This is a genomic window from Caballeronia sp. ATUFL_F2_KS9A (assembly GCF_023630765.1).
Classification (GTDB): Bacteria; Pseudomonadota; Gammaproteobacteria; order Burkholderiales; family Burkholderiaceae; genus Caballeronia; species Caballeronia zhejiangensis.
In genome coordinates this window covers 41,149-62,706 of the sequence record NZ_JALQEK010000050.1, presented here as the reverse complement: position 1 = coordinate 62,706, position 21,558 = coordinate 41,149, and the positions used below count along the sequence as shown (strand labels likewise).

19 protein-coding genes are annotated in these 21,558 nt (G+C 63.4%); 6 read left to right on the top strand and 13 right to left on the bottom strand.

Translation table 11 applies throughout. The annotated features are described in order from the left end of the window. Window position 1 precedes the first annotated feature (1 nt). The 3 genes from NCS67_RS28705 to gcvA all read right to left on the bottom strand — a co-directional run bounded on the left by NCS67_RS28705 (window position 2) and on the right by gcvA (window position 4,663). Window positions 2–985, bottom strand: a complete 984-nt coding sequence (locus NCS67_RS28705; RefSeq protein WP_409017315.1) for a porin — start codon at window positions 983–985, stop codon at window positions 2–4. Between the two features lie 62 nt (window positions 986–1,047). Then, window positions 1,048–3,480, bottom strand: coding sequence for a glucose/quinate/shikimate family membrane-bound PQQ-dependent dehydrogenase (locus tag NCS67_RS28700; protein WP_250437593.1), 2,433 nt, complete (start codon window positions 3,478–3,480; stop codon window positions 1,048–1,050). Window positions 3,481–3,754: 274 nt separating this feature from the next. Next, window positions 3,755–4,663 carry a transcriptional regulator GcvA gene (gcvA, locus tag NCS67_RS28695; RefSeq protein WP_250437592.1) on the bottom strand — a complete coding sequence of 303 codons (909 nt, stop codon included), beginning with the start codon at window positions 4,661–4,663 and terminating at the stop codon, window positions 3,755–3,757. A gap of 105 nt (window positions 4,664–4,768) precedes the next feature. On the opposite strand from gcvA, the gene NCS67_RS28690 reads away from it, so the two are divergent. From NCS67_RS28690 to NCS67_RS28680, 3 genes are all read left to right on the top strand, one after another. Beyond that, window positions 4,769–5,611 (top strand): EamA family transporter, encoded by an 843-nt coding sequence (locus NCS67_RS28690; protein ID WP_250437591.1) that lies wholly within the window; start codon window positions 4,769–4,771, stop codon window positions 5,609–5,611. 147 nt (window positions 5,612–5,758) lie between these two features. Next, on the top strand, window positions 5,759–7,687 hold the full coding sequence (locus tag NCS67_RS28685; protein WP_250437590.1) for a bifunctional diguanylate cyclase/phosphodiesterase: 1,929 nt from the start codon (window positions 5,759–5,761) through the stop codon (window positions 7,685–7,687). Between the two features lie 260 nt (window positions 7,688–7,947). Next, window positions 7,948–8,166: a hypothetical protein gene (locus tag NCS67_RS28680; RefSeq protein ID WP_008346335.1), complete on the top strand. Its 219-nt coding sequence runs from the start codon at window positions 7,948–7,950 to the stop codon at window positions 8,164–8,166. 65 nt (window positions 8,167–8,231) lie between these two features. Here the strand turns inward: NCS67_RS28680 and NCS67_RS28675 are convergent, their stop codons facing one another. The 5 genes from NCS67_RS28675 to NCS67_RS28655 form a co-directional block, all read right to left on the bottom strand. Further along, a complete protein-coding gene (locus tag NCS67_RS28675; RefSeq protein WP_208456986.1) occupies window positions 8,232–8,873 on the bottom strand; it encodes a hypothetical protein in 642 nt (213 codons plus the stop codon). 504 nt (window positions 8,874–9,377) lie between these two features. Further along, complete coding sequence (locus tag NCS67_RS28670; RefSeq protein WP_250437589.1) at window positions 9,378–9,836, bottom strand: SLATT domain-containing protein; 459 nt, start codon at window positions 9,834–9,836, stop codon at window positions 9,378–9,380. A gap of 50 nt (window positions 9,837–9,886) precedes the next feature. Next, the gene (locus NCS67_RS28665) at window positions 9,887–10,300 is read right to left on the bottom strand and encodes a VOC family protein (protein WP_008346331.1); all 414 of its coding nucleotides are present in this window, start codon (window positions 10,298–10,300) and stop codon (window positions 9,887–9,889) included. Beyond that, window positions 10,297–10,806, bottom strand: a complete 510-nt coding sequence (locus NCS67_RS28660) for a helix-turn-helix domain-containing protein (protein ID WP_008346330.1) — start codon at window positions 10,804–10,806, stop codon at window positions 10,297–10,299. The genes NCS67_RS28665 and NCS67_RS28660 overlap by 4 nt, the downstream gene beginning before the upstream one ends. A 211-nt stretch (window positions 10,807–11,017) precedes the next feature. Beyond that, window positions 11,018–11,902, bottom strand: a complete 885-nt coding sequence (locus NCS67_RS28655) for a LysR family transcriptional regulator (protein WP_250437588.1) — start codon at window positions 11,900–11,902, stop codon at window positions 11,018–11,020. A gap of 76 nt (window positions 11,903–11,978) precedes the next feature. Here NCS67_RS28655 and NCS67_RS28650 point away from each other — a divergent pair, with 76 nt between their 5' ends. Then, complete coding sequence (locus tag NCS67_RS28650) at window positions 11,979–13,280, top strand: aspartate aminotransferase family protein (protein WP_008346328.1); 1,302 nt, start codon at window positions 11,979–11,981, stop codon at window positions 13,278–13,280. A gap of 6 nt (window positions 13,281–13,286) precedes the next feature. On the opposite strand, the gene NCS67_RS28645 is transcribed toward NCS67_RS28650, so the two are convergent. Continuing rightward, the gene (locus NCS67_RS28645) at window positions 13,287–14,252 is read right to left on the bottom strand and encodes a GlxA family transcriptional regulator (protein ID WP_175980239.1); all 966 of its coding nucleotides are present in this window, start codon (window positions 14,250–14,252) and stop codon (window positions 13,287–13,289) included. 131 nt (window positions 14,253–14,383) lie between these two features. Continuing rightward, window positions 14,384–14,545: a DUF1328 family protein gene (locus tag NCS67_RS28640; RefSeq protein WP_008346326.1), complete on the bottom strand. Its 162-nt coding sequence runs from the start codon at window positions 14,543–14,545 to the stop codon at window positions 14,384–14,386. A 514-nt stretch (window positions 14,546–15,059) separates the two neighbouring features. Between NCS67_RS28640 and NCS67_RS28635 the strand changes: the two genes are divergently transcribed. Further along, window positions 15,060–16,976, top strand: coding sequence for an AAA family ATPase (locus NCS67_RS28635; protein ID WP_033536019.1), 1,917 nt, complete (start codon window positions 15,060–15,062; stop codon window positions 16,974–16,976). 12 nt (window positions 16,977–16,988) lie between these two features. Here the strand turns inward: NCS67_RS28635 and NCS67_RS28630 are convergent, their stop codons facing one another. Both NCS67_RS28630 and NCS67_RS28625 read right to left on the bottom strand, forming a co-directional pair. Then, a complete protein-coding gene (locus NCS67_RS28630) occupies window positions 16,989–19,196 on the bottom strand; it encodes a xanthine dehydrogenase family protein molybdopterin-binding subunit (protein ID WP_250437587.1) in 2,208 nt (735 codons plus the stop codon). Continuing rightward, window positions 19,197–19,652, bottom strand: a complete 456-nt coding sequence (locus NCS67_RS28625) for a (2Fe-2S)-binding protein (protein WP_250437586.1) — start codon at window positions 19,650–19,652, stop codon at window positions 19,197–19,199. Between the two features lie 106 nt (window positions 19,653–19,758). Here NCS67_RS28625 and NCS67_RS28620 point away from each other — a divergent pair, with 106 nt between their 5' ends. Next, window positions 19,759–20,664 carry a LysR substrate-binding domain-containing protein gene (locus NCS67_RS28620; RefSeq protein ID WP_250437585.1) on the top strand — a complete coding sequence of 302 codons (906 nt, stop codon included), beginning with the start codon at window positions 19,759–19,761 and terminating at the stop codon, window positions 20,662–20,664. On the opposite strand, the gene NCS67_RS28615 is transcribed toward NCS67_RS28620, so the two are convergent. Next, window positions 20,642–21,535 (bottom strand): LysR substrate-binding domain-containing protein, encoded by an 894-nt coding sequence (locus tag NCS67_RS28615; RefSeq protein WP_175980242.1) that lies wholly within the window; start codon window positions 21,533–21,535, stop codon window positions 20,642–20,644. The two genes, NCS67_RS28620 and NCS67_RS28615, sit on opposite strands and share 23 nt — an antisense overlap. Window positions 21,536–21,558: the final 23 nt, after the last annotated feature.

The following is a 21,558-nucleotide window of genomic DNA, read 5'->3' as shown; positions in this document are numbered from 1 at the left end:
ATCAGAACCGGTCGATCATGCCAACCTGCACGCCGCGCACCGGCGCGCCGGGATAAGCCGCCGGAATCCCGACTACGTTCACGCCGCGCAGCGTGAAGGTCGCGTCGCCATGATTGCGCAGCATCGCGCCGCTCGCGTAAAGCAGCACCTTCGGCGAGAGATCGTATTCGCACGCAACGCTGAACTGGTCAGCGTCGTTATCGCTGCCCGAGCGATCGCGTGCATACGCATAGCCGAGCGATGCGCGCAGGCGCGGCGTCACCGCGTAGCGCATCGAGACCGAAAGACCGTCGTTGTGATAGCGCGGCGACCCGCCATCGCCGTTGAAGTACGAGAGGAAGGCCGTCGTCTTGCCGAAGCGATACGACACGCCGCCGAGATTCGCACGCAAGCCGGTGTCGCCTTGCGTGTCCTGATGCGCGTACGAAATGCGAAACGGCCCGCTGTGATACGCGAACGTCTCGTAGTTCCCCGATAGCCCGTTGCCGTTGCCGCTATCGCGCAATGCGACCATGAGCGTCGTCGTGAAGCCGTGGAAATCGGGCGACAGATACGTGATGCCGTTATTCGTGTAAGGCGTGATCTTCGACAGATTGTTGAGCCCCGACGCGATCGTGCCCGCACCGAATGCATCGAGTCCGCCCTTGAACGGAATGTAGATCGGCGAATACTGCCGGCCGAAGCGCAGCTCGCCCCACGGCGCGCCGAGCCCGATCCACGCCTGTCGATTGAAGATCGTGTTGGCCGTCGCGAAGGTGCCGTCGGCGGAACTGAAGCCGCTTTCCAGATCGAAGAGCAGACGCGTATCGCCGCTCAATTGCTCGTAGCCGCGCAAGCCGAAGCGCGAGCCGCGATACGCGCCCGAATCCATGCGCGGCGTCCACGACGAGCCCGGGTTCGTCACTTCGATGCTCGTATCGATGCTGCCGTACAAGGTCACGGCGCTCTGCGCATGCGCGGACGTTGCACCGATGCCGCACAGCATCGATACAGCCAGCAGGCAAATGAAAGTGTTGGTCAGACGCATGAAATCTTCGGTTCGTACGATCAGTGGTTCAATGCATACGCGATGACGTAATCGCCACGATCCGGCGATTGCCGCGCGCCGCCCGCCGAAATCAGCACGTATTGCTTGCCCGTCTTCGGCGACACATAGCTCATCGGACCGCCCTGGCTTCCGACCGGCAAGCGCGCCTTCCACACTTCCTTGCCGGTGGCGCTGTCGAACGCACGCAGATAATAGTCCTGCGTGCCCGCGATGAACACGAGGCCGCCTTGCGTCGCGAGCGTGCCGCCGAGCGTCGGCATGCCGATGGGCATCTTCACGCGCATCTTGATGCCGAACGGACCCGTGTCCTGCACGGTGCCGACGGGCACTTGCCACACGATCTTTTGCGTCTTCAGATCGACCGCGGAGAGCGTGCCGAACGGCGGCTTCTGGCACGGAATGCCGAGCGGCGACATGAAGCGGTTCTTGTTCACGGCATACGGCGTGCCCTTCAGCGGCACCGCGCCCATGCCCGTGTTGACGGCTTCGCCGCCGTTGCTCGCGGGCGCGCTGTCGGTCTTTTGCGGAATCATCTGCACCCAGAGACCGAGGCGCATGTCGTTCACGAAGACGACGTGATGATTCGGATCCGTCGACAGGCTGCCCCAGTTCATGCCGCCGAGCGATCCCGGGAAGCTCAGCGAGACATCGGTGTCGGGGGCGGTGAAGAGGCCGTCATAGCGCATCGACTTGAAACTGATGCGGCACATCAACTGATCGAACGGCGTCGCGCCCCACATGTCCGATTCCTTGAGCGTGTCCGCGCCGATCGTCGGCATGCCGGCCGAGAACGGCTGCGTCGACGAGTACTGTTCCTGCGCGATCGTGCCCGTCTTCACCTTGCGTTCTTCGACGCGCGTAAGCGGCTTGCCCGTCATGCGGTCGAGCACGAAGATCTGACCGGATTTCGTGCCGAACACGACCGCGGGCTTCGTCGATCCATCCTTCTCGGGAAAGTCGACGAGGCTCGGCTGCATCGGAACGTCGAAGTCCCACAGATCGTTGTGGACCGTCTGGTACACCCACTTTTCCTTGCCGGTGGTCGCATCGAGCGCGAGGATCGACGTCGCGTACTTGTGATCCAGCGGCGTGCGATTGCCGCCCCACAAGTCCACCGACGAGCTGCCCATCGGGATGAAGACAGTGTTCATCGCGGCGTCGTAGGACATCGGCGCCCACGAGTTCGGCGTGCTGCGCGCGTAAGTCCGACCCGGTTGCAGGCGCGCGTTGGGGTCGTCGCGGCCCGGATCGAACGCCCAGCGCATCTCGCCGGTAATGACGTCGAAGCCGCGCAATACGCCGCCCGGCATGTCGGTCTGCACGTTGTCGGCCACGCGTCCGCCCACGACGACGGTCGTGCCCGCGAGCGTCGGCGCCGACGTGAGCTGATACTTCGGATCGTCGGCCGCGCCGAGACCCGCTTTCAGGTTCACGAAGCCGTGCTCGCCGAAGCCTTCGCACAGCGCGCCGGTGTCGGCATCGATGGCGACGAGACGCGCATCGATCGTGTTCATCAGCAAGCGGCGCTGGCAGCTTGCGCCCGCCGCGATGGAAACGGGGGTCACAGGCGTCGAACCGTTTATCGTCGGTCGCGCCACAGGTTTCGTCGCATCGAAATACGCGAGGCCGCGACAGCGGTTCCAGACCTGCGCCCGCGCGTTGATCTCGCGCTTCCAGATCTGCTTGCCGCTGTCGGCATCGACGGCGATCACGTTGTTGTGCGGCGTGCACAGGTAGATGCGGTCGCCGATCTGCAGTGGCGTCTCCTGATCTTCCGCGCCGTTGCCGGTCGGGCTTTCGGGGACATCGCCCGTATGGAAGGTCCACGCGACACGCAGATCCTTCACGTTATCGCGCGTGATCTGATCGAGCGCCACGAAGCGGCTGCCGCCGGCCGTGTTGCCGTAGTTGCTCCAGTCCTTCTGCGCGTGCTCCTTCGCGACGGGCACGAGCGGCGTTTCATTGCCATCGGATGCGACGGTCGGATGCGGCTCGAACATCTGCACGAAGGTAACGAGCATGCAAAGCGCGATGACGCCAGCGAACGCATACGCGCGCTTCGGCGCGGGCTTGCCCGTCTCATGCGTGCGCAACGATGGCCATGTAAGCAGCGCGAGCATCATGAAGCCGGCCGGCAGCATCAGCCGCGACACGAGCGGCCAGAAATCGAAACCGCCGTCGATGGGCGCCCACACGAGCGTGCCGATAAATACCGCGCCGAAGGCGAGCACAGCCGACGACTTCGCCCGCATGAACTGCACCGCGGATACGGCGATAACCGCTCCCGCGATCACGAAATACGCGCTGCCGTGCAGAAGCGCGAGCTTTGCGCCGCCGACGACGAAAATCAGACCAGTGGCCAGCAGCGCGAGGCCCAGCACAACACACCCTGCTCTCAGCGCGGCTGAAAGACGGGCTTTACTCGTAGACATCGAAATCTTCTCCAGGAATCTGCCATGCGATCCGCTTCGGCGACGAACAGGAATGCCGCGGCCGTATCGCACCGCGCGATGAAAAGCGTTCCGTGAAGTCGATACCGCGACACGCGAGAAGCGGCGACGCATGCACGCGTGCGCCGATGTGCGCGGCTGGATCGCATGTCCCGCGCGATCAGTCAGACCGGCCGGGGCATTAGCGTAAACCCGTGCATTCTAACCAGATAGTTAAATTTCTGCATAGTTCGCACGAATGCAGCGCGGCGCAGGCTCACACGTCGTGCTCGGTCGCGAACGCTTGTCCTTCTTGTTCGAGCCATGCGCGAAACAGCACGATCAGATCGTGCCCCGCTTTTTCATCGGCGACATACGTGCAATAGCTTCGCGACGGCAAACGCGGCCCGTCGAATGGCGCAACGAGACGGCCTGACGCGAGATCGTCGGCGACGAGCGCGGTCGGGCCCATCGCGATGCCCATGCCATCGACAGCGGCCTGCAAGGTCAGATAGAAGTGATCGAAGGTGAGCACCGCCGCTGGCGTGAGCGCCGCGATGCCCGCCTGCGCGAGCCAATCCGGCCAGACGCGCGGCAAGCTCGACGTGTGCAGCAGCGTGTGCCGCCGCAAGTCTTCAGGCGTCTGCAAAGGAAGACGTTTGGACAGCGTGGGGCTGCACACCGGCAGACGTTCCTCTTCGAGAAAGCGCCGCATCACGTAACCGTAAAACGTGTCGGGGCCGCCGCGAATCACGATGTCGTATGTGTCCTTCAGGCTTTCTACCGGTTCGTTCGATGTCTCTATCCTGACTTCCACATCGGGATGACGCGCGCGAAATTGTTCGAGCCTCGGCACGAGCCAGCGCAACGTGAAGGTAGCGGGCGCATTCACGGTGAGCGTGCGCGACACGGCCTCGGACACGCCATAGCGCGCCGTGGCCTGCGAGAGCCGATCGAAGAGCGGACCGATTTGCGCGAGATAAACGCGCGCCGCCGGGGTCAACACCACACGCCGGTTATGACGCTCGAACAGGGGCGCGCCGAGCCACGCTTCGAGCAAACGCACTTGCTGGCTGATCGCCCCGTGCGTGACATGCAGCTCGGCTGCGGCTTCCTTGAAGCTACCGAGTCGCCCAGCGGCTTCAAAAGCGCGCAACGCATTGAGTGAAGGCAATGCCGGTCTCATTCGCAAGAGCTTTTCTAACGCGACGATGGAATTTATATGGTTTGTGAGCGGCTCACAAGATAGTTATTCTAGTAACTATCCGTCATATAACCGACATAAGAAAGCATGTTCACCTACACCGGCGGTGTCGTTATCTTGGCAGCCGTGCTCCACGCAAGCTGGAACGCGATGCTCCATGGCAACCGCGACCGGTTCCTCTCGATGACGTGGATGAGCATCGCGATCGGCGCCGTGTCCGCGATCGTCGTCTTCTATCTGCCGATGCCCGCGAAAGCCGCGTGGCCCTACATCGTCGCGTCGGGGCTCGTGCATATCGTCTACAACGTGAGCCTCGTGCGCTCGTATCGGCGCGGCGATCTCGCGCAGGCTTATCCGATCGCGCGCGGATCGTCGCCGATGCTCGTCACGCTCGGCGCGGCCATCTTCGCGCACGAGGCGATCGGCCTGCTGCATGCGCTCGGGATCGTGCTGATCTCGGGCGGCATCATCGCGCTTGCATTGCAGGGCGGCCGCGTATCGCGCGCGGGCGTGCTCGCCGCGTTGACGACGGGCGTGACCATCGCGATCTACACGGTGATCGACGGCATCGGCGTGCGCCTGTCCGATGGCGAAGCGCTCACCTACACCGCGTGGATGTTCATGTTCTATTGGTTCATGCCGATGATTTTCGTCGCGAAACGCGGGCCCGCGGCGCTATGGACGCCCGTGAAGCGAGCGCCGATGGCCGTGGGTTCGTCGCTCGCGGGCGGCCTCGTGTCGATCGCGGCTTACGGCATCGTGATCTGGGCGATGCAATCCGGCGCGATGGGCACGGTCTCCGCGTTGCGCGAAACGAGCGTCGTGTTCGCGGCGCTCATCGGGCGCGTGTTCCTTCAGGAAGCCGTCAGCGCGAGGCGCTGGCTCGCCTGCGTGGTGGTCGCGGTCGGGGCGGTTTGCCTGGGGCTCTGACCGCTCTGCGTCATTTCGTCCGTAAGGCACATCTCGCGAACTGAGGGAAAAGCCGGCCTTTGATCGGCGAATCGGGATTGCGGAAGGTTCGATAAATTGCTCATCGTGGCATTGGGCCCGATGGCGAATACCGAATCGAGAAGAACCTTGCAACCCGTACACGAATGGCACACGGCGCCTCTGCCCGCCGACGAAGCGAAGCGGCTCCAGTTGCTGCACAGTCTCGACCTGCTCGACACGCCACAGGAAGAAGTGTTCGACCGCGTAACGCGCGTCGTCGCCGAGCTGTTGCAGGTGCCGATCGCGCTGGTATCGCTCGTCGATGAACATCGGCAATGGTTCAAGTCGCGTGTCGGACTCGATGTATGCGAAACCGCGCGCGACGTGTCGTTCTGCGCGCACGCGCTTCACTCCGAACGTCTGCTGCTCGTCGAGGACGCTCACGCGGATGCGCGCTTCGCCGGCAATGCGCTCGTCAGGGGCGCGCCACACATCCGCTTCTATGCGGGCGTGCCGTTGCGCTCGTCCAGAGGTCTCGTGCTCGGCACGCTTTGCGCGATCGACACGAAGCCGCGCAAACTCACGGCAAGCACGCAGGCCGCGCTGTGCGATCTCGCGGCGACCGTCGAGCGCGAGATCGTGCAGCGCGAAGCCGCGCGCGAAACGCGTGAGATTCAGGAAGCCGACCGCCGCAAGCTGCGCCTGTCCGAGACGCGCTTTCATACGATCTTCGAACAGACGCCGACGGGCAAGGCTATCGTCGATCTGGAGGGCCGCTTCGTCGAAGTGAATCCGAAGCTGTGCGAAATCACCGGTTATAGCGCCGATGAACTCGTCACGATGACCTTTCAGCAGATCACCGACGAAGCGGATCTGTCGGTCGATCTGCAACTCGTCGCGGAACTGCTCGACGGCACGAGCAAGACGTATACGCTGGAAAAACGATATCGCCGCCGTAACGGCGAGCCGGTTTGGGTCGAGCTTTCCGTCGCGTTGATTCGCGACGAACGCGGCGAGCCGCTGCATTTCGTGAGCGTCGCGCACGACATCTCGAGCCGCAAATACAGCGAACAGGTGTTGCGCGATTATCGGCAGGAACTGGAGCGCCGCGTGCTCGAACGCACGCGCGAGCTCACCAGCAATCGCGCCGCGCTGCAGACGATCACGGACAATCTGCCCGTTCTCATCGCACACGTCGATGCTGACCTGCGCTATCGCTTCAACAATCAGGTGTATCGCGAGGTGTTCGGCGTCGAGCCTTCGGCGTTGCGTGGCAAGACTGTGCGCGACACGATCGGCGCGTCGACCTTCGAGCGCTGTCTGCCTTACTTTCGCCGCGTGCTCGCCGGCGAACGCGTGACGCACGAGGACATCGTCTATGAAGGCGCGCCGAGCCGCGTCTGGAACGCGACGTATATTCCCGAGTTTCAGCGCGAGGAAATTGCCGGTTTCTACATCATGTCGCAGGACATCACCGAGACCAAGCGGCGCGAACATCAGATGCGCTCCGAAGTCATGCTCGACGCGCTCACGGGCCTGCCGAACCGGCGCGCGCTCGCCGAGCAACTCGCGCTTTCCGTCGATGCCGCCCGCTATGACGCCGTGCCTTTCGCGCTCTTCTTCATGGACCTCGACGGCTTCAAGAGCATCAACGATCAGCACGGTCACGACGTCGGCGACGCGCTGTTGATACAGGTGGCCGCGCGCCTGAAAAAGACGACGCGCGCGGGCGATCTCGTCTGCCGCCTCGCCGGCGATGAATTCGTGCTGCTGGCGCGCGGGATTTCGTCATCGAGTGCATGCAGCCGCATCGCGCAGGACATTTGCCGCGCGATCGGACGGCCGTTCGAACTCGGCCGCGTCGAAGCGCATCTCGGCACGAGCGTCGGCATCGCGATGTGCGCGGGCGGCTTCGACACGTCCGCCGAAGCGATGCTCGGCGACGCGGATCGCGCGATGTACGAAGCGAAGCGCAAGGGACGCAACGGCTTTCGCTTCGCATCCGTCGCGGCGGACGTCCCGCCGACGATCAACAACTATCTCGATGCCGATCGCCGCAGCGCCGTGCATCACTGACTTCCACGATATGCAATGAAGGTCCGTTTCACGAAAACGCGCGCTGCATGGCAGCATGCCGCGAGTTGCATATTGGAGAATGGGCTTTCTCATCATGGGAACCCGCAACTAGAGCATTGATTTACTTCGATAATTATTTGCTTCGCGACGTCGCGCATCGTCGCCGGCCGCGTCCCTTTCTTCGCTAACCTCTTATACAAGAGGCGCACGTTCGCCAATGCGAACCGCCCGGTGCTTTCCAATCAAGCTGGAGAAACGCGATGCAGAATGTCTATGTCGAACCGATGCCGAAGGGCCAGTGGGGACCGATCGACGGTTACGCGCTCGAATTCCCTGACGGTACGAGAATGACGCAGCAGAGTTATCGTTCGGAGCGGCTCGCCGTCGATGAAATCAAGCTGCGCGGCTATGCGCCCATGGTTGCGAAGGTACGCGTAACCGACAAGACCGTCGACGAACACTGGGAAGCCGTCGAATAAGATCGTCAGCGCGCTTCGCGTCCCGCGCGAAGCGCTTCCCTTTCCTTTCCGATCCGCGCGGGTTTTCAGTTCTTTTTCTTGCTCGGACGCCAGCTATCGTCGGCGGTCATCGCGGGCTTCACCGCCGGAGCGATGGCCGCGACCTTCTGAAATTCCTTCGTGTCGGTTTTCGCTCGTGCGACGGGCGCAGCAGGCGGCGCCGCGCGCGTCTGACGCTGCTTCGGCTCGGTCCTGGATACGCGGCCTTTCGCTGCTTCAGCGCACGCGCGCTCGGACTTGCGCGAACATGCAGAAGCCGACTTCGATACGGGTTTCGCTTTCGATGTCTTGACCGATTGCTTCGCGCCGTGCGTCGACGGTTTTTTTGCGATCGAGCGTTCGGGAATCACGCTCTGCCGCGTGCTGTCCTTGCTCGATGCCGTGACAGGAATCAGTGGCGACGCAGCTTCCGCTGACGGACGCGCGGCGGAGCGCAGCGGGCCGTCCACGATTCTGTCCGCCGAATCGATATTGATGGCGGCGATCGGTGCGGCCTTCGTCTCGATCGGACGGACCGTGCCTGCGACGGCCACAGGCAGCGTTCCCGCGCGCGGTGTCGATCCGTGCTGCTCGAAGTAAGCACGCGCGAGAAAACACGCACCGAGCACGACGGCGGCCATGACGACCGTTGCGAGTATCGAATGCGATGGACGCCCCGTCGCAAGCACGGCAGCGCCATTGGCGATGGAGGCAGGCGCAGGCGCGGGTAAACGCGCTTCGTATGTTCTCGAACGCGCCGGCCATCGCACGCGGGCCACTTCGCCCTGTGGCGCAAACTGGCGCGTCACGCCTCGCGCCGCCTCGACTGCCCGCAGAGCTGTCTCCGCGCCCCTCGTCAGCACGGCCCCGTGGCGGTCGGCGCCGCAAAACGGGCACACGCTTTCTTCTACTGATGAAAGGGTTTCACATCGGGGGCAGATGACGAAATAAAGCGAGCCATCGCCTCGCTGTTCCATTGTCACACTCCATCCGAATCAGTTCGGAAGGCCGATCGACAATCAGCGATCGTCCGGTCGCAAGTAATACATACGAATTACCGTAGCACACCGGGCATTGTTTCGGAAGCACAAACAACCCCTTTGAACTGGGTCATTTGTCAGTCGAATAGCGGGTTTCGCTTCGCTACGTCTAATAAATTACTAATCAGCACTCGGAACTTTACTAATGATTAGTCATGCGCGTGGCAAATGCGGCGCCGTCTGTGCGATCTGGTCGAGTTCATCGCGCACCGCATCGACGACACACGCATCACGCAGAGAAACATCTGCCGCATGAATCGCTTCGAGACGCCGCCGCACGGCGCCGTACTGCGCACCCGTACGGCGATGCAATTCCGCACGCTCGCTATAGCGCAAAAACGTCTGCAACGAGGCGAGCACGGCGGCGCTCAGACTCGTCATCCCGATCAGGATGTGCACGTCCGGCGACACCGCCGTCGCTACGAGCGATAAAAACGCGGACGTGCCCGTCGCCGCCGTGATGCCGATGACCGCAAGCCCGAGCCGTCTGCCGCAGCGCGTCAGCCGGTCGGCCATCGTGTAATGACGAATCTGCGATTCGCGCGCGCGCCGGATCCACGCCAGCACGAGCGTCGACATGTCTCGGGGCGGTTGATATGAGGTTTCGGTCATGTTCTAAGCACTCTACGAACAGACTTCATCCTCCCGGCTAATCAGGACATTTACCGTCCGGATGGCGCTTGAATCATCTTCCAGCCATTGCCCGCGGGATCGCGAAAACCGGCATCGACGCTGCCGTAGCGATCGACCGGTTCCTGCGTGAACTCCACGCCGCTCGCCTTCAGCCGCTCGTAAGTCGCGCGGCAGTCCGCGACGGACAGCACGAGCGGCGGCATCGCGCCCTTTGCGACCATCGCGCGCAGCGTTTGCGCGGTCGCATCGTCGTGGATCGGCGCGCCCGGCGCGAACAGGCCGAGCTGAAACGACGGCTGATCCGGATGCTGCACCGTGAGCCATCGATACGTGCCGTTGCGCACGTCGGTATGAACCCGAAAACCGAGCTTGTCGACGTAAAACGCAAGCGCTTCGTCCTGATCGTCGACATAGATGCCCACCACGCCGATGCCCTGATTCATGTGACCTCCTTCGTTGAAGATGGCCGCACTGTACCTTTCGCACCGCGCCGCCGCTTCTCCAAAACTGCGATCGTGAGATCGGGTCGTTGCGCTGCCTTCAGCACGCACGCGGGCACGCGATCGAGCGCGTCGACGCCGGCGCGCGCTTGCACGCGCATCGCGCTCGGACTGTGGCCGGTGATATCGCGAAAGATGCGGCCGAACGTTCCGAGACTTTCCCAGCCGGTGACGAAGGCAATATCCGTGATGGCGAGCTCGGTGTCGCGCAACAGCGTGACGGCCTGCTCGATGCGCCGCGTCAGCAGATAGCGATGCGGCGGAACGCCGAACGCGCGCTTGAACGATCGCGCGAAATGCGCTTCGGAGACCCCGCTGACTTCGGCCAGACGGCTGACCGGCCAGTCCTCGTGCGAACACGCGTCCATGCGATCTTTGGCGCGCAACAGACGCCGCAACAATGCCGGATCTTGCAACGCATCGGCGGTGGCGGGTTTGCGAGTCGGCATGGCGTTCGGGGTGCGGAAAACGAGCGGCTAGTGTAGCCCGGCGCGCACAAAGAAAAACGTCGTGCAGAGGCTATCCGCACGACGCAAAAGTCGCTCATTCCCTGAGAAGAAAGAGCTAGAGGAGATGGAAAGTATCTTAGCCCGCGTCCCCGATGCGCGATGTGCCGGAAAGCGGCCGTTTTGCGGCCCAATTCGCGCAATCGGTCTTGCATCACAACAACGGCAGCGTGAGACGGATGTGTTCCGCGAACGCCGATGTCAACATCGAAGGACGCTCGCGCGCGAACTTCAGCGATATGCCGACGCCCGGCAACGCCGGCAGCCCGGCATCCGCGTTCAGCACGCACAGATCGGCGGGCACGGCGGTCTGCGTGATGACCGCGAACGCCTGCCCCGAGCGCACCAGCGCCGTGAGCCCCGCGAGACTGCTGCTCGCGTACGCGATGCGATACGCCCTGCCCGCGCGCTGCAAGGCTTCGCATGCGGCGATGTGATCGAGCGTGTCCGGATCGGAGAGCGCGAGCGGCAACGGATCGTAATGCGCGGAATCCATCCCCGGACAGCCGATCCAGACCAGTTGCTGGCGCCGGATGACCTCGCCGCCGGGTTTGTCTTCGGGAAGCGAGAGCATCGCGAGATCGAGTGCGCGCTTTTTCAGTTGCTCGGCGAGCCGGGGCGTCGGCCCGCACACGACTTCCACCAGCGCGTGCGGATGCTGACTCGAAAATTGCCGCAGCAGGCTCGGCAGGAACACGGCGGCGTAATCGTCCGGACAGCCGAAGCGGATGCTGCCCGACAAGCCTTTTCCGCACAGATCGGCCATCGCCTCGTCGTGCAGACGCAGGATGCGCTGTGCGTGAACCAGCAGGCGCTCGCCGGGATTCGTCAGCACGACGCCGCGTCCGGTGCGCTGAAAAAGCGGCTGATCGACGATATCCTCGAGCCGCTTCATCTGCTGGCTCAGCGCCGATTGCGTCCGTCCGATGCGCTCGGCCGCGCGGCTCAGCGCGCGCACTTCCGCGATGACGGCAAACGAGCGCAACAACTCGATTTCCAGTGACAGGCTCAAGGTATTAGCGCCTCTTCTATCTCGCATTAGAACTATTCGATTCTATAAAACCCGAGCGTTGTCTACACTGCAGATTCCTTCCTATCCCGCCAGGAGAAGCACGGTGTCCCTGAACAACGACGCAACTTTCTGGCGCAACGCCAGACAGCACCTCATCCGCTACGGCGGCACGTTCGAGCCGATGATCATCGAGCGCGCGCAAGGCAGCTTCGTCTACGATGCCGATGGCCGCGCGATTCTCGATTTCACCTCCGGACAAATGAGCGCCGTGCTTGGCCACAGCCATCCCGAGATCGTGTCGGTGATCGGCGAATATGCGGGCAAGCTGGATCATCTCTTCAGCGGGATGCTGTCGCGTCCCGTCGTCGATCTCGCGACGCGTCTCGCCGATATCACGCCCGCCGGTCTCGATCGCGCGCTCTTGCTGAGCACCGGCGCCGAATCGAACGAGGCCGCGATCCGCATGGCGAAGCTCGTCACCGGAAAATACGAAGTCGTCGGCTTTGCGCAGTCGTGGCACGGCATGACGGGTCACGCGGCGTCCGCAACGTACAGCGCGGGGCGCAAGGGCGTCGGTCCCGCGGCGGTCGGGTCATTCGCGATTCCCGCGCCGTTCCCATATCGCGCGCGCTTCGAGCACAACGGCCGATACGACTGGCTCGCGGAACTCGACTACGCATTCGATCTCATCGACCGGCAGTCGAGCGGCAATCTCGCCGCGTTCATCGCGGAACCGATTCTGAGCTCCGGCGGCATCATCGAATTGCCGGAAGGCTACATGGCGGCGCTAAAGCGCAAGTGCGAAGAGCGCGGCATGCTGCTGATTCTCGACGAAGCGCAAACCGGCATCGGCCGGACGGGCACCATGTTCGCGTGCCAGCGCGACGGCGTCACGCCCGACATCCTCACGCTATCGAAGACGCTCGGCGCGGGCTTGCCGCTCGCGGCCGTCGTCACATCGGCGGAAATCGAAGAGAAGGCGCATGCGCTCGGCTATCTGTTCTACACGACGCACGTATCCGATCCGCTGCCCGCCGCCGTCGGCCTGCGCGTGCTGGATGTGGTCGAACGCGATGGCCTCGTCGCGCGCGCGAACGTGATGAGCGCGCGCCTGCAACGCGGCCTGCTCGATTTGATGGAGCGCTTCGACTGCATCGGCGACGTGCGCGGCCGCGGCTTGCTGCTCGGCGTGGAGATCGTCAAGGATCGCCGCACGAAGGAACCCGCCGATGGTCTCGGCGCGAAGATCACGCGCGAATGCATGAATCTCGGCCTGAGCATGAACATCGTGCAATTGCCGGGCATGGGGGGCGTGTTCCGCATCGCGCCGCCGCTGACCGTGAGCGAGGAAGAGATTGACCTCGGGCTCGATCTGCTCGGCAAGGCTATCGAGCGTTCGTTGTAGGCATCGTCAGCGCAGGCCGGCGCGCAGATCGCGCACGCCGCGTCCCAAGCGCTGACGTAAAAGCGTTCGCAAAGTCGCGCCGTCTTCGTAGCCGACTTCGGCGGCGATCGCTTCGAGATCGAGTCCGCTGCCGTGCAGAAGCGATTGCGCGCGTTCGACGCGCAAGTCCTGAAAGTACGCCAGCGGCGATTTGCCGAGCACTTCCTGGCATCGGCGCTGAAGCGAGCGCGTGCTCGTCGCCAGCGCGTTCGCCGCGTGCTGCAGCGAAAATCCTTCCTTCAGATGGTCGCGCGCCCAGCGCTCGAAACGCTGGATCAGCGGATCTGCCTGCGCGAGATGGTTCGGGATGATGTACGGCGCCTGCGACGTGCGGATATCGGCGAGCAGAAAGCGCGACACGAGCGCGGCCAGCTCGGGGCTCGACTTGCGCACGAGCCACAGCGCGAGATCGAGATGCCCCATCGCGGCGCCGGCCGTCACGCCGATATCGGTCGGCACGAGCATCCGCGATTCGTCGAGCAGAACATGCGGATAGCGTTGCCTGAAAAGCGGCGCGAGCGACCACGTCGATGTCGCCTGCCGATGATCGAGCAATCCTGCTTCCGCGAGCAGAAACGTCCCTATGCAGGACGCCCCGATCGATACGCCTTGCGCGCGCCACTTCTGCAATTGCCGCACGGCGTCCTTGACGTCGGCGCGTTCCAGTGCGGGCAGCAGCAGTTCCGGCGTCGTCGCGGCGAGCGCCGGAACGATGACCCAGTCCGGCTTCAAATCGGGCGTGACGGGTTCCACCGGAATCGCGAAGCCGTGACCCGAACGCACGCGCTTGCGCACGCCAACAGTGGATACATCGAAGCGCGGGGATCCGCCCATCGTGCGCGCGGCCAACCCGTTCGCGGCTCTGAGCGTGTCGAGCGTCACGGCGAGGCCGGTATCGAAGAGACCATCGAGAGCGAGTATCGCGATGTGCATGGCGCAAATGACCCAGAAGTTGTCATTTGCGACGATACCGATCTTTCGTCCAGGCGGCTACGTTAAACGAGGAACAAAAAAAAGGCGTCGTGCCGACCAGCCTCGGCACGACGCCTTTTGCGTGAGAGCCGTCAACGTCGCATGAGGCCCATTACCAGCGTCACGAGGAAAATCACGAGGAATATGAAGAACAGGATCTTCGCGATGCCCGCCGCGCCCGCCGCGATACCGCCGAATCCGAGCGCGGCAGCGATGATCGCGATGATGAAAAAGACCAACGCGTAATACAACATGATGTTATCTCCCTCTCGTCCGAGTACGCCGCGCGCCCCATGTGCACGGAGTTCTCTAGCGTAAGCAAGCAGTATTCCTTACCGGATGGAGCATCGTTTTCTGCCGTGCTATCCTTGGCCTCGTCCTGCATACGCCATCAAACCCGCATCACGCTGCGAGCGCGGATCACGCGTTTTTTACACTGCCGTCAAGAAGACCCGTTACCTGCCGTTAATCAAAAAAAGGGGACGTGTATTTGAAACGGCGTGTCGAACGCTCGTTCGCGCGCTGCTTCGCGTTATCGAATGGTCATGCATTACGGGCACCATTCCAGCGAAGCAATCCCTGCAAACAGGGCCATGCTCGCATGGTTGACGATCTGCGGTTCAAGGTCGATCGCTTCGCCATCTTGAGCATCAAGACATGCGCGCGGGCATCCCACCACCGAAGCACGATAAGAGACACACGTTCGGATGCCATTCCTCCGACGATTGCTTTAGGGCGCCGCGCGTGCGGGCCCATTGGACAGAATTGATGAAACCGGCAAGGAATTCGCTGCGGTCACGCGTTGGCCGATATATCGCTTATGGTGTGATCGCGGCCGCGCTCGTGACGGGCGCGGGCTTTCTGCATTGGCGCCATGAAGTGCGGGCCGCGCAATCGCAGACGGCGGCGCTGACGGGCGTCGCCAATCAGATGCGCCATGACGCATCGCCGTGGACGCATCGCGAGAAAGACGCATCGGAAATGCTGACCGATATTCGCGCGAAGAATGTCGCGACGATCGGCGTGAGTCCCGACGCGATTCTCGTCTCCACGACGAAGGGCGAGAAGTATTACGTGGCCGATCATAACGGCGCGTTCTCCAACGCATTGCTGCTCGGCGATATGAAGCCCGACGCGGCCTCGCCGTATCAACTCGTATGGCTGCCCGACGCCAACGTGCGCACGGGCATTGCGCGCTGGAGCGAGATGTTCGACCGTTCGCGCGACGCGCTGAGTCTCTTGCTGCCGCTCCTGATGATCGGCGGCCTTCTCTGGTTCATGCGCCGCGAAATGCGCGGCGGCGCGCAATTGCTCGGCGAATCGCCGACGCTGCGTTTCGATGACGTCATCGGCGCGGGCGAAGCGAAAGCCGCGCTCAACGACGTGCGCGCGTGGCTCACCGAGCCCGCGCAATTCACCGGCATGGGCGTGCGCGCGCCGTGCGGCATCCTGATGACGGGCGGACCGGGCGTCGGCAAGACGCGGCTCGCGCAGGCGCTCGCGGGCGAATGCGGCGCGAACTTCATCGCGATCACGGGCAGTTATTTCAGCGCGAAGTACTACGGCGTCGGCATTCAGAAGGTGAAGCACCTGTTCGAGCTCGCGCGCAAGAATGCGCCGACCGTCATCTTCATCGACGAAGCCGATGGCCTCGGCAAGCGCACCGATACCGGCGGCGGCCCGGTCGAAGCGGAAAGCAATCGCATCATCAATCAACTGCTCGCGGAGATGGACGGCTTCGCATCGAACGAAGGCGTCATCATCGTCGCGGCGACGAATCATCCCGACAATCTCGATGAAGCGCTGCGTCGTCCCGGCCGTTTCGATCGCACGGTGCAAGTGCGTTTGCCGGGCGTCGAAGATCGCGCGGACATCCTGCGTTTCTACGCGGACAGCTTGAAGACGAAGCGCGACGACATCGACTTCGATCAGCTCGCACGTCTGACGACGGGCCTCTCGCCCGCCACGCTGTCGATGATCGTCAATCAGGCAGGACTCGTCGCGCGCAAGGCGGGCGAACGTGAAGTATCGGCGGCGCATTTCCTCGAAGCGATCAAGATCGCGCGCATCGGCGATGTGAACGGCGCGGAACGCGCGCTATCGGATGACGAACGCACGCGCATCGCGGTGCATGAAGCGGGTCACGGCCTCGTTGCGGCGCTGCTCGGCACCGGCGTGCTCGAAGAAGTGACGATCCTGCCGCGCGGCGGCGCTCTGGGCGTCGCGCTCATCACGAAGATGCAGGACAAGCATCTGTATCGCGAAACCGAATTGCGCAACGAGATTCAGGTGCTGCTCGGCGGGCGCAACGCGGAACTGCTCATGTTCAAGGAAGCATCGAGCGGCGCGGCATCGGATCTTCAGGAGGCGTCGCGCATCAGCCTCGATATGGTGTCGAAGTTCGGCTTCAACGAGGAAGGCAATCTGTTCAGCCTCGCGGCGTTGCCGCAGCAGTATGCGGGCTTGCAGCTCAAGAATTCGATCGGTCATGCGAACGCGTTGCTGCACGATCTGAGCGACGAATGCTTCGCCCTGCTGCAAGCCAACGAGCCGGTGTTGCGCGCGATCGCCGATGAATTGCTCGAATCGGAAACCGTGCCGGGCGAGACGGTTTATCGCCTGATCCGCGAGCATGCGGCGGCTGTCGCGAATGTCGAGGCGGCCAACGAAGTGCTGGCCGCCTGAGCGGTTACTTCTTCACGCGAGCCGTCGCAAATCGAACGGCGTCTCGCGCAGGCGCTTGCCGGTCAGCGTGAACACGGCATTGGCAACGGCCGGCGCAACCGACGGGCTCGACAACTCGCCTACGCCGCCAGGCTTCGCCGGATCGCCCTGCATGATGCGTATGTCGATGTCGGGCATGTCGCTCATACGCATCACGCGATACGCATCGAAATTGGTCTGCTGAACCTGGCCGTGCCGAATGTCGATGCGGTCGGCGAGTGCGTGTCCGAGTCCCCACATCAAGCCGCCGTATAGCTGCTCTTCCACACCGCCGGGCGACACCGCGAGCCCGCAGTCGGCCACGCACGTGAGCTTCTCGATCACGATACCGTCATCCTTGCGCGAGACGCGCGCGATCACCGCGACATAACTGCCGTACGCGCGATTCGTCGCAATGCCGAGCGCGGTGCCGCGCGGCAACGGCTTGCCCCAGCCGGCCCGCATCGCGGCCTCGCGCAATACCGCGACATGGCGCGCGTCCTTCATATGCGCGATGCGAAAGTCCACCGCATCGCGATGTCCCTTATGCGCGGCTTCATCCATGAACGATTCGACCGCGAACACGTTCGGGATATAACTCACCGCGCGATACCAGCCCGTTGGCACGCCCGTTTCATGACGCACCCAGCCGATATCCACATTCGGCGCGCCATACGCGAACTCGAACTTGCTGATTGCTTCCGTGGTGCTGTAGTCCATGCGATCGGGACGATCGAAATAGCCCGGCTCCCATTGTTCCGGCGATGCCGGCATCACCGCGCGCAGTTGCAGCGCCGAAAGATTGCCGCGTGCATCGAGCGTGGCCTTTGCGCGATGATGACTCGCCGAGTGATAGAAGAGCGCGCGCATTTCGTCCTCGCGGCTGTTCATCAGCTTGACGGGCTTGCCGGTTTGCAACGCGAGCCATGTGACTTCGAAGAGCCAGTACTTCGATTCGCGCGCACCGAAGCTGCCGCCCGAAACCAGTTCATGCAGCACGACACGATCGGCCGGAATGCCGCCGATGACTTGCGCCGCCTCCTGCGCCGTCGACGGCACTTGCAAGCCGCCCCAATACGCAATGCCGCCCTCCTTCGACCACGCCGTCACGTTGATGGGTTCGAGCGGATTCGCGGCCTTGTACGGCATCGAATAAGACGCCTGAATCACGCGCGCGCCATGCTTGAGAATGGCATCGGCGTCGCCGTTCGTGATGGTCGGCACGACGCGCGCAGCGGGATCGTCGAGCCATGCAGCCTGGCGCGCGGGCATATCGCGGCTATCGAAGTTTTCGAACGGACTGTCTTCCCATTCGACGCGCAATGCGGCTTGTCCCTTGTGCGCGGACCAGTAGTCGTCGGCGAGAATGGCGACGCCCGCCTGATTGCCGCCGAGCACATCGGGACGTCCGGGTATCGGCAGCACTTGCCGCACGCCGGGCACGGCGAGCGCCTCTTTCGCATCGACGCTGCGCACGCGCGCGTCGATGACGGGCGCACGCGTCACGACCGCGACGAGCATGCCGGGCAAACGCACGTCGATGCCATACGCGAACGCGCCGCATACCTTCTGCGCCGCGTCGCGCTTCTTGCTCAGCTTGCCGATGTACCTGAATTGCGATGCGTCTTTCAACGGCACGTCTTTTGGCGCGGGCACGCTCGCGGCGATGACGGCAAGCGATCCATAGCTCGCACGCGCGCCGCTCGCGTTGTCGATCACGAAGCCGTTATCGGTCGAGCACGTTGACGGCGATACCTTCCATTGTTTCGCGGCGGCTTCGATCAGCATGGCACGCGCAGTCGCGCCCGCGCGCCGCAAGCGATCGTATTCCAGCGAGACGCTCGTGCTTCCGCCCGTGGAAAACACCTTCCACAAGGGATGAATGTAATCGGCATAGAAAGGATTCTCGGGCGTGATGACGTCGATGCGAAACGGATCGACATCCAGCTCTTCGGCGACGAGCGCGGCGAGCGCGGTGCGCGTGCCCGTGCCCGAATCGTGCTTGTGGACGACGAGCTTGATCGTGTCGTCGGGCAGCACGCGCACCCATGCGTTCGGCTCGAATTCGCCGTCACGCGGAAGAGCATCGCCGTTCTTCGCCAACGCATCGGGCAATCGAAATCCAACGGATAGTCCCGCTGCCAGCAGCGCCGAACTCTGCTTGATGAAACGACGGCGCGCTGCGTGATGTTCGATACGCATTCAGACCTCCGCCGCCGCGCGCTTGATGGCCTTGCGGATGCGCGCATACGTTCCGCAGCGGCAGATGTTGCCGGACATCGCAGCGGCGATGGCGTCATCGCTCACGGACGGTTTGCCCTTCAGAAACGCCGCTGCCTGCATCAACTGTCCCGACTGACAATAGCCGCATTGCGGCACGTCTTCCGCAATCCACGCGCGCTGCAACGGATGCGTGCCGTCCCTGGAAAGACCTTCGATGGTCGTGATGCGCCTGCCCGCCACGGCCGCTATCGTCAGCAGGCACGAACGCACGGCCTCGCCATCGAGATGCACCGTGCATGCGCCGCAAAAGCCCCCGCCACAGCCGAATTTCGTGCCCGTCAAACCGATGCGATCGCGCAGCACCCACAACAGCGGCATGTCTTCCGGTACATTGTCGAGCGAGTGCCGCGCGTCATTGACGACGATTTCGATCATGCGCTGTCTCCTGAATGTCGTTCGAGCTTGCGGCCATTATCGGAAGCCGTCATGCAAGAACGCCAGCGACGATTTCTTTGATCACCCGTAAGCCTGGCTAACACCCATGTTGAAGCGCTACCCTTCGATCCAGTCGATGCAGGCCTTCTTGCAGGCGGCGCGCGCCGGCAGCTTTTCGAGCGCGGCGCGTCAGTTGTCGCTCACGCATAGCGCGATCAGCCAGCAGATCCGCACGCTCGAAGAGTTCGTCGGCCAGCCGCTGTTCGTGCGCGAAGGCGCGCGCGTCGTGCTCACCGATGCCGGCGCGCTCTTCGCGAATCAGCTAGGCGATGGCTTCGAGCAGATCGATCGCGCGTTGTCGTCGGTGAAGGAGCGCGCGGTGAAGCAGTCGATTACGCTCGACGTCGATCCGGAGCTTGCGCAAAGCTGGCTCGTCGCGCGCCTGCCCGCGTTGCTCGGCGCATTGACGGGCGCGTCGCTGACGATGCTTTCCGCGCCACGTCATGACCGCAGCGCGTTCGAACGCGTCGATCTCGCGCTGCGTTACGGCTATGGCGAATGGGACGGCTTCGAGAACGCGCTCATCTGCGGCGACCGTCTCACGGTCATGGGCTCGCCCGCATTGTTGAGCGCGCGCGGACTCAGCGTGCCGCTCGCGCCGGAACAAGTGCTCGCGCTGCCCTTGCTCGGCTACACCAAGCGCTCGTGGATTCCGTGGCTCGCCGCGGCGGGCCTGCCGGAAGCGGAGCCGCACGCAGTCGCCGTCTTTGACAACGCTGCGGGGCTGATCGCCGCCGCGAGCGCGGGCGTCGGCGTGGGACTTGCGCGCGGCCTGCTCGCCGCCGACGCGCAACGCGACGGCAAGCTCGTCGAACTCACACGCGTCGAGATTCCGACGCACTACAACCTCTACGCCGTGTGGCCGCGCGAGAAGTCGGCACGCGTTGCGCCGCTCGTCGATGCGATACGCGAGCTCGTCGCGCAAACGGTCAACGCGCGCGATCCGGACTGACGACTTCGCGCACGGTATCGAGAAACCGCGCCAGCACCGGCGACGGCGTGTCCGCGCGATAACGCGCATGAAGCGAGACTTCGGGCGCGGGCGCTGCGAGCGGCACGAATGCCACGCCGCCGCCCGACAGCTGTTGCGCCGATGCCGGCAGCAGCGCAATGCCGAGCCCTTCGCGCAACAGACATAGCAGCGTATGCAGTTCGACGACTTCCTGCTCGATGCGCGGCGTGAATCCCGCTTCGACGCAACAGTCGCGCAGAAACCGCGCGAGTTGCGATTGCAGCAGACCAAACGACAGAAAGCGCTCGGCTTCGAGATCACGCAGCGCGATATCCGCGCGTGAAGCGAGCGGATGCGCGAGCGGCAATGCGACCACGGCAGACTCGCGCAACACGACTTCGCTGACGATCTCCGGATCTTCGTGCGACACGCGAAAGAAGCACACGTCGAGCCGCCGCTCTTTCAGCGCCTGAATCTGCGCGGCGGGCGTCATCTCGTGAAGCGTCCATCTGACTTGCGGATGCTTGCGCGCGAACTCGCCGAGCGCGCGTGGAATCGGCTCGACCATCGCCGAGCTGATGACGCCGATCTCGAGACTTCCCACTTCGCCACGTCCCGCGCAACGCGTGAGATCGATCGCGCGCTCGAACTGCGCGAAGATCAGCGGCGCCTGTTCTTTCAGTGTTTTCCCTGCCTCGGTGAGTTCGACGCGATGTTGCGAGCGCAAGAAAAGCGCAGTGCCCATTTCCTCTTCAAGGATGCGGATCTGCTGACTCAGGGGCGGCTGCGAAATGTGCAGGCGCGCGGCTGCGCGGCCGAAATGGAGTTCATCGGCGAGCACCGCGAAGTACCGCAAAAGCCGCATGTCCATATCGCTAACGTATCAAGATCGTG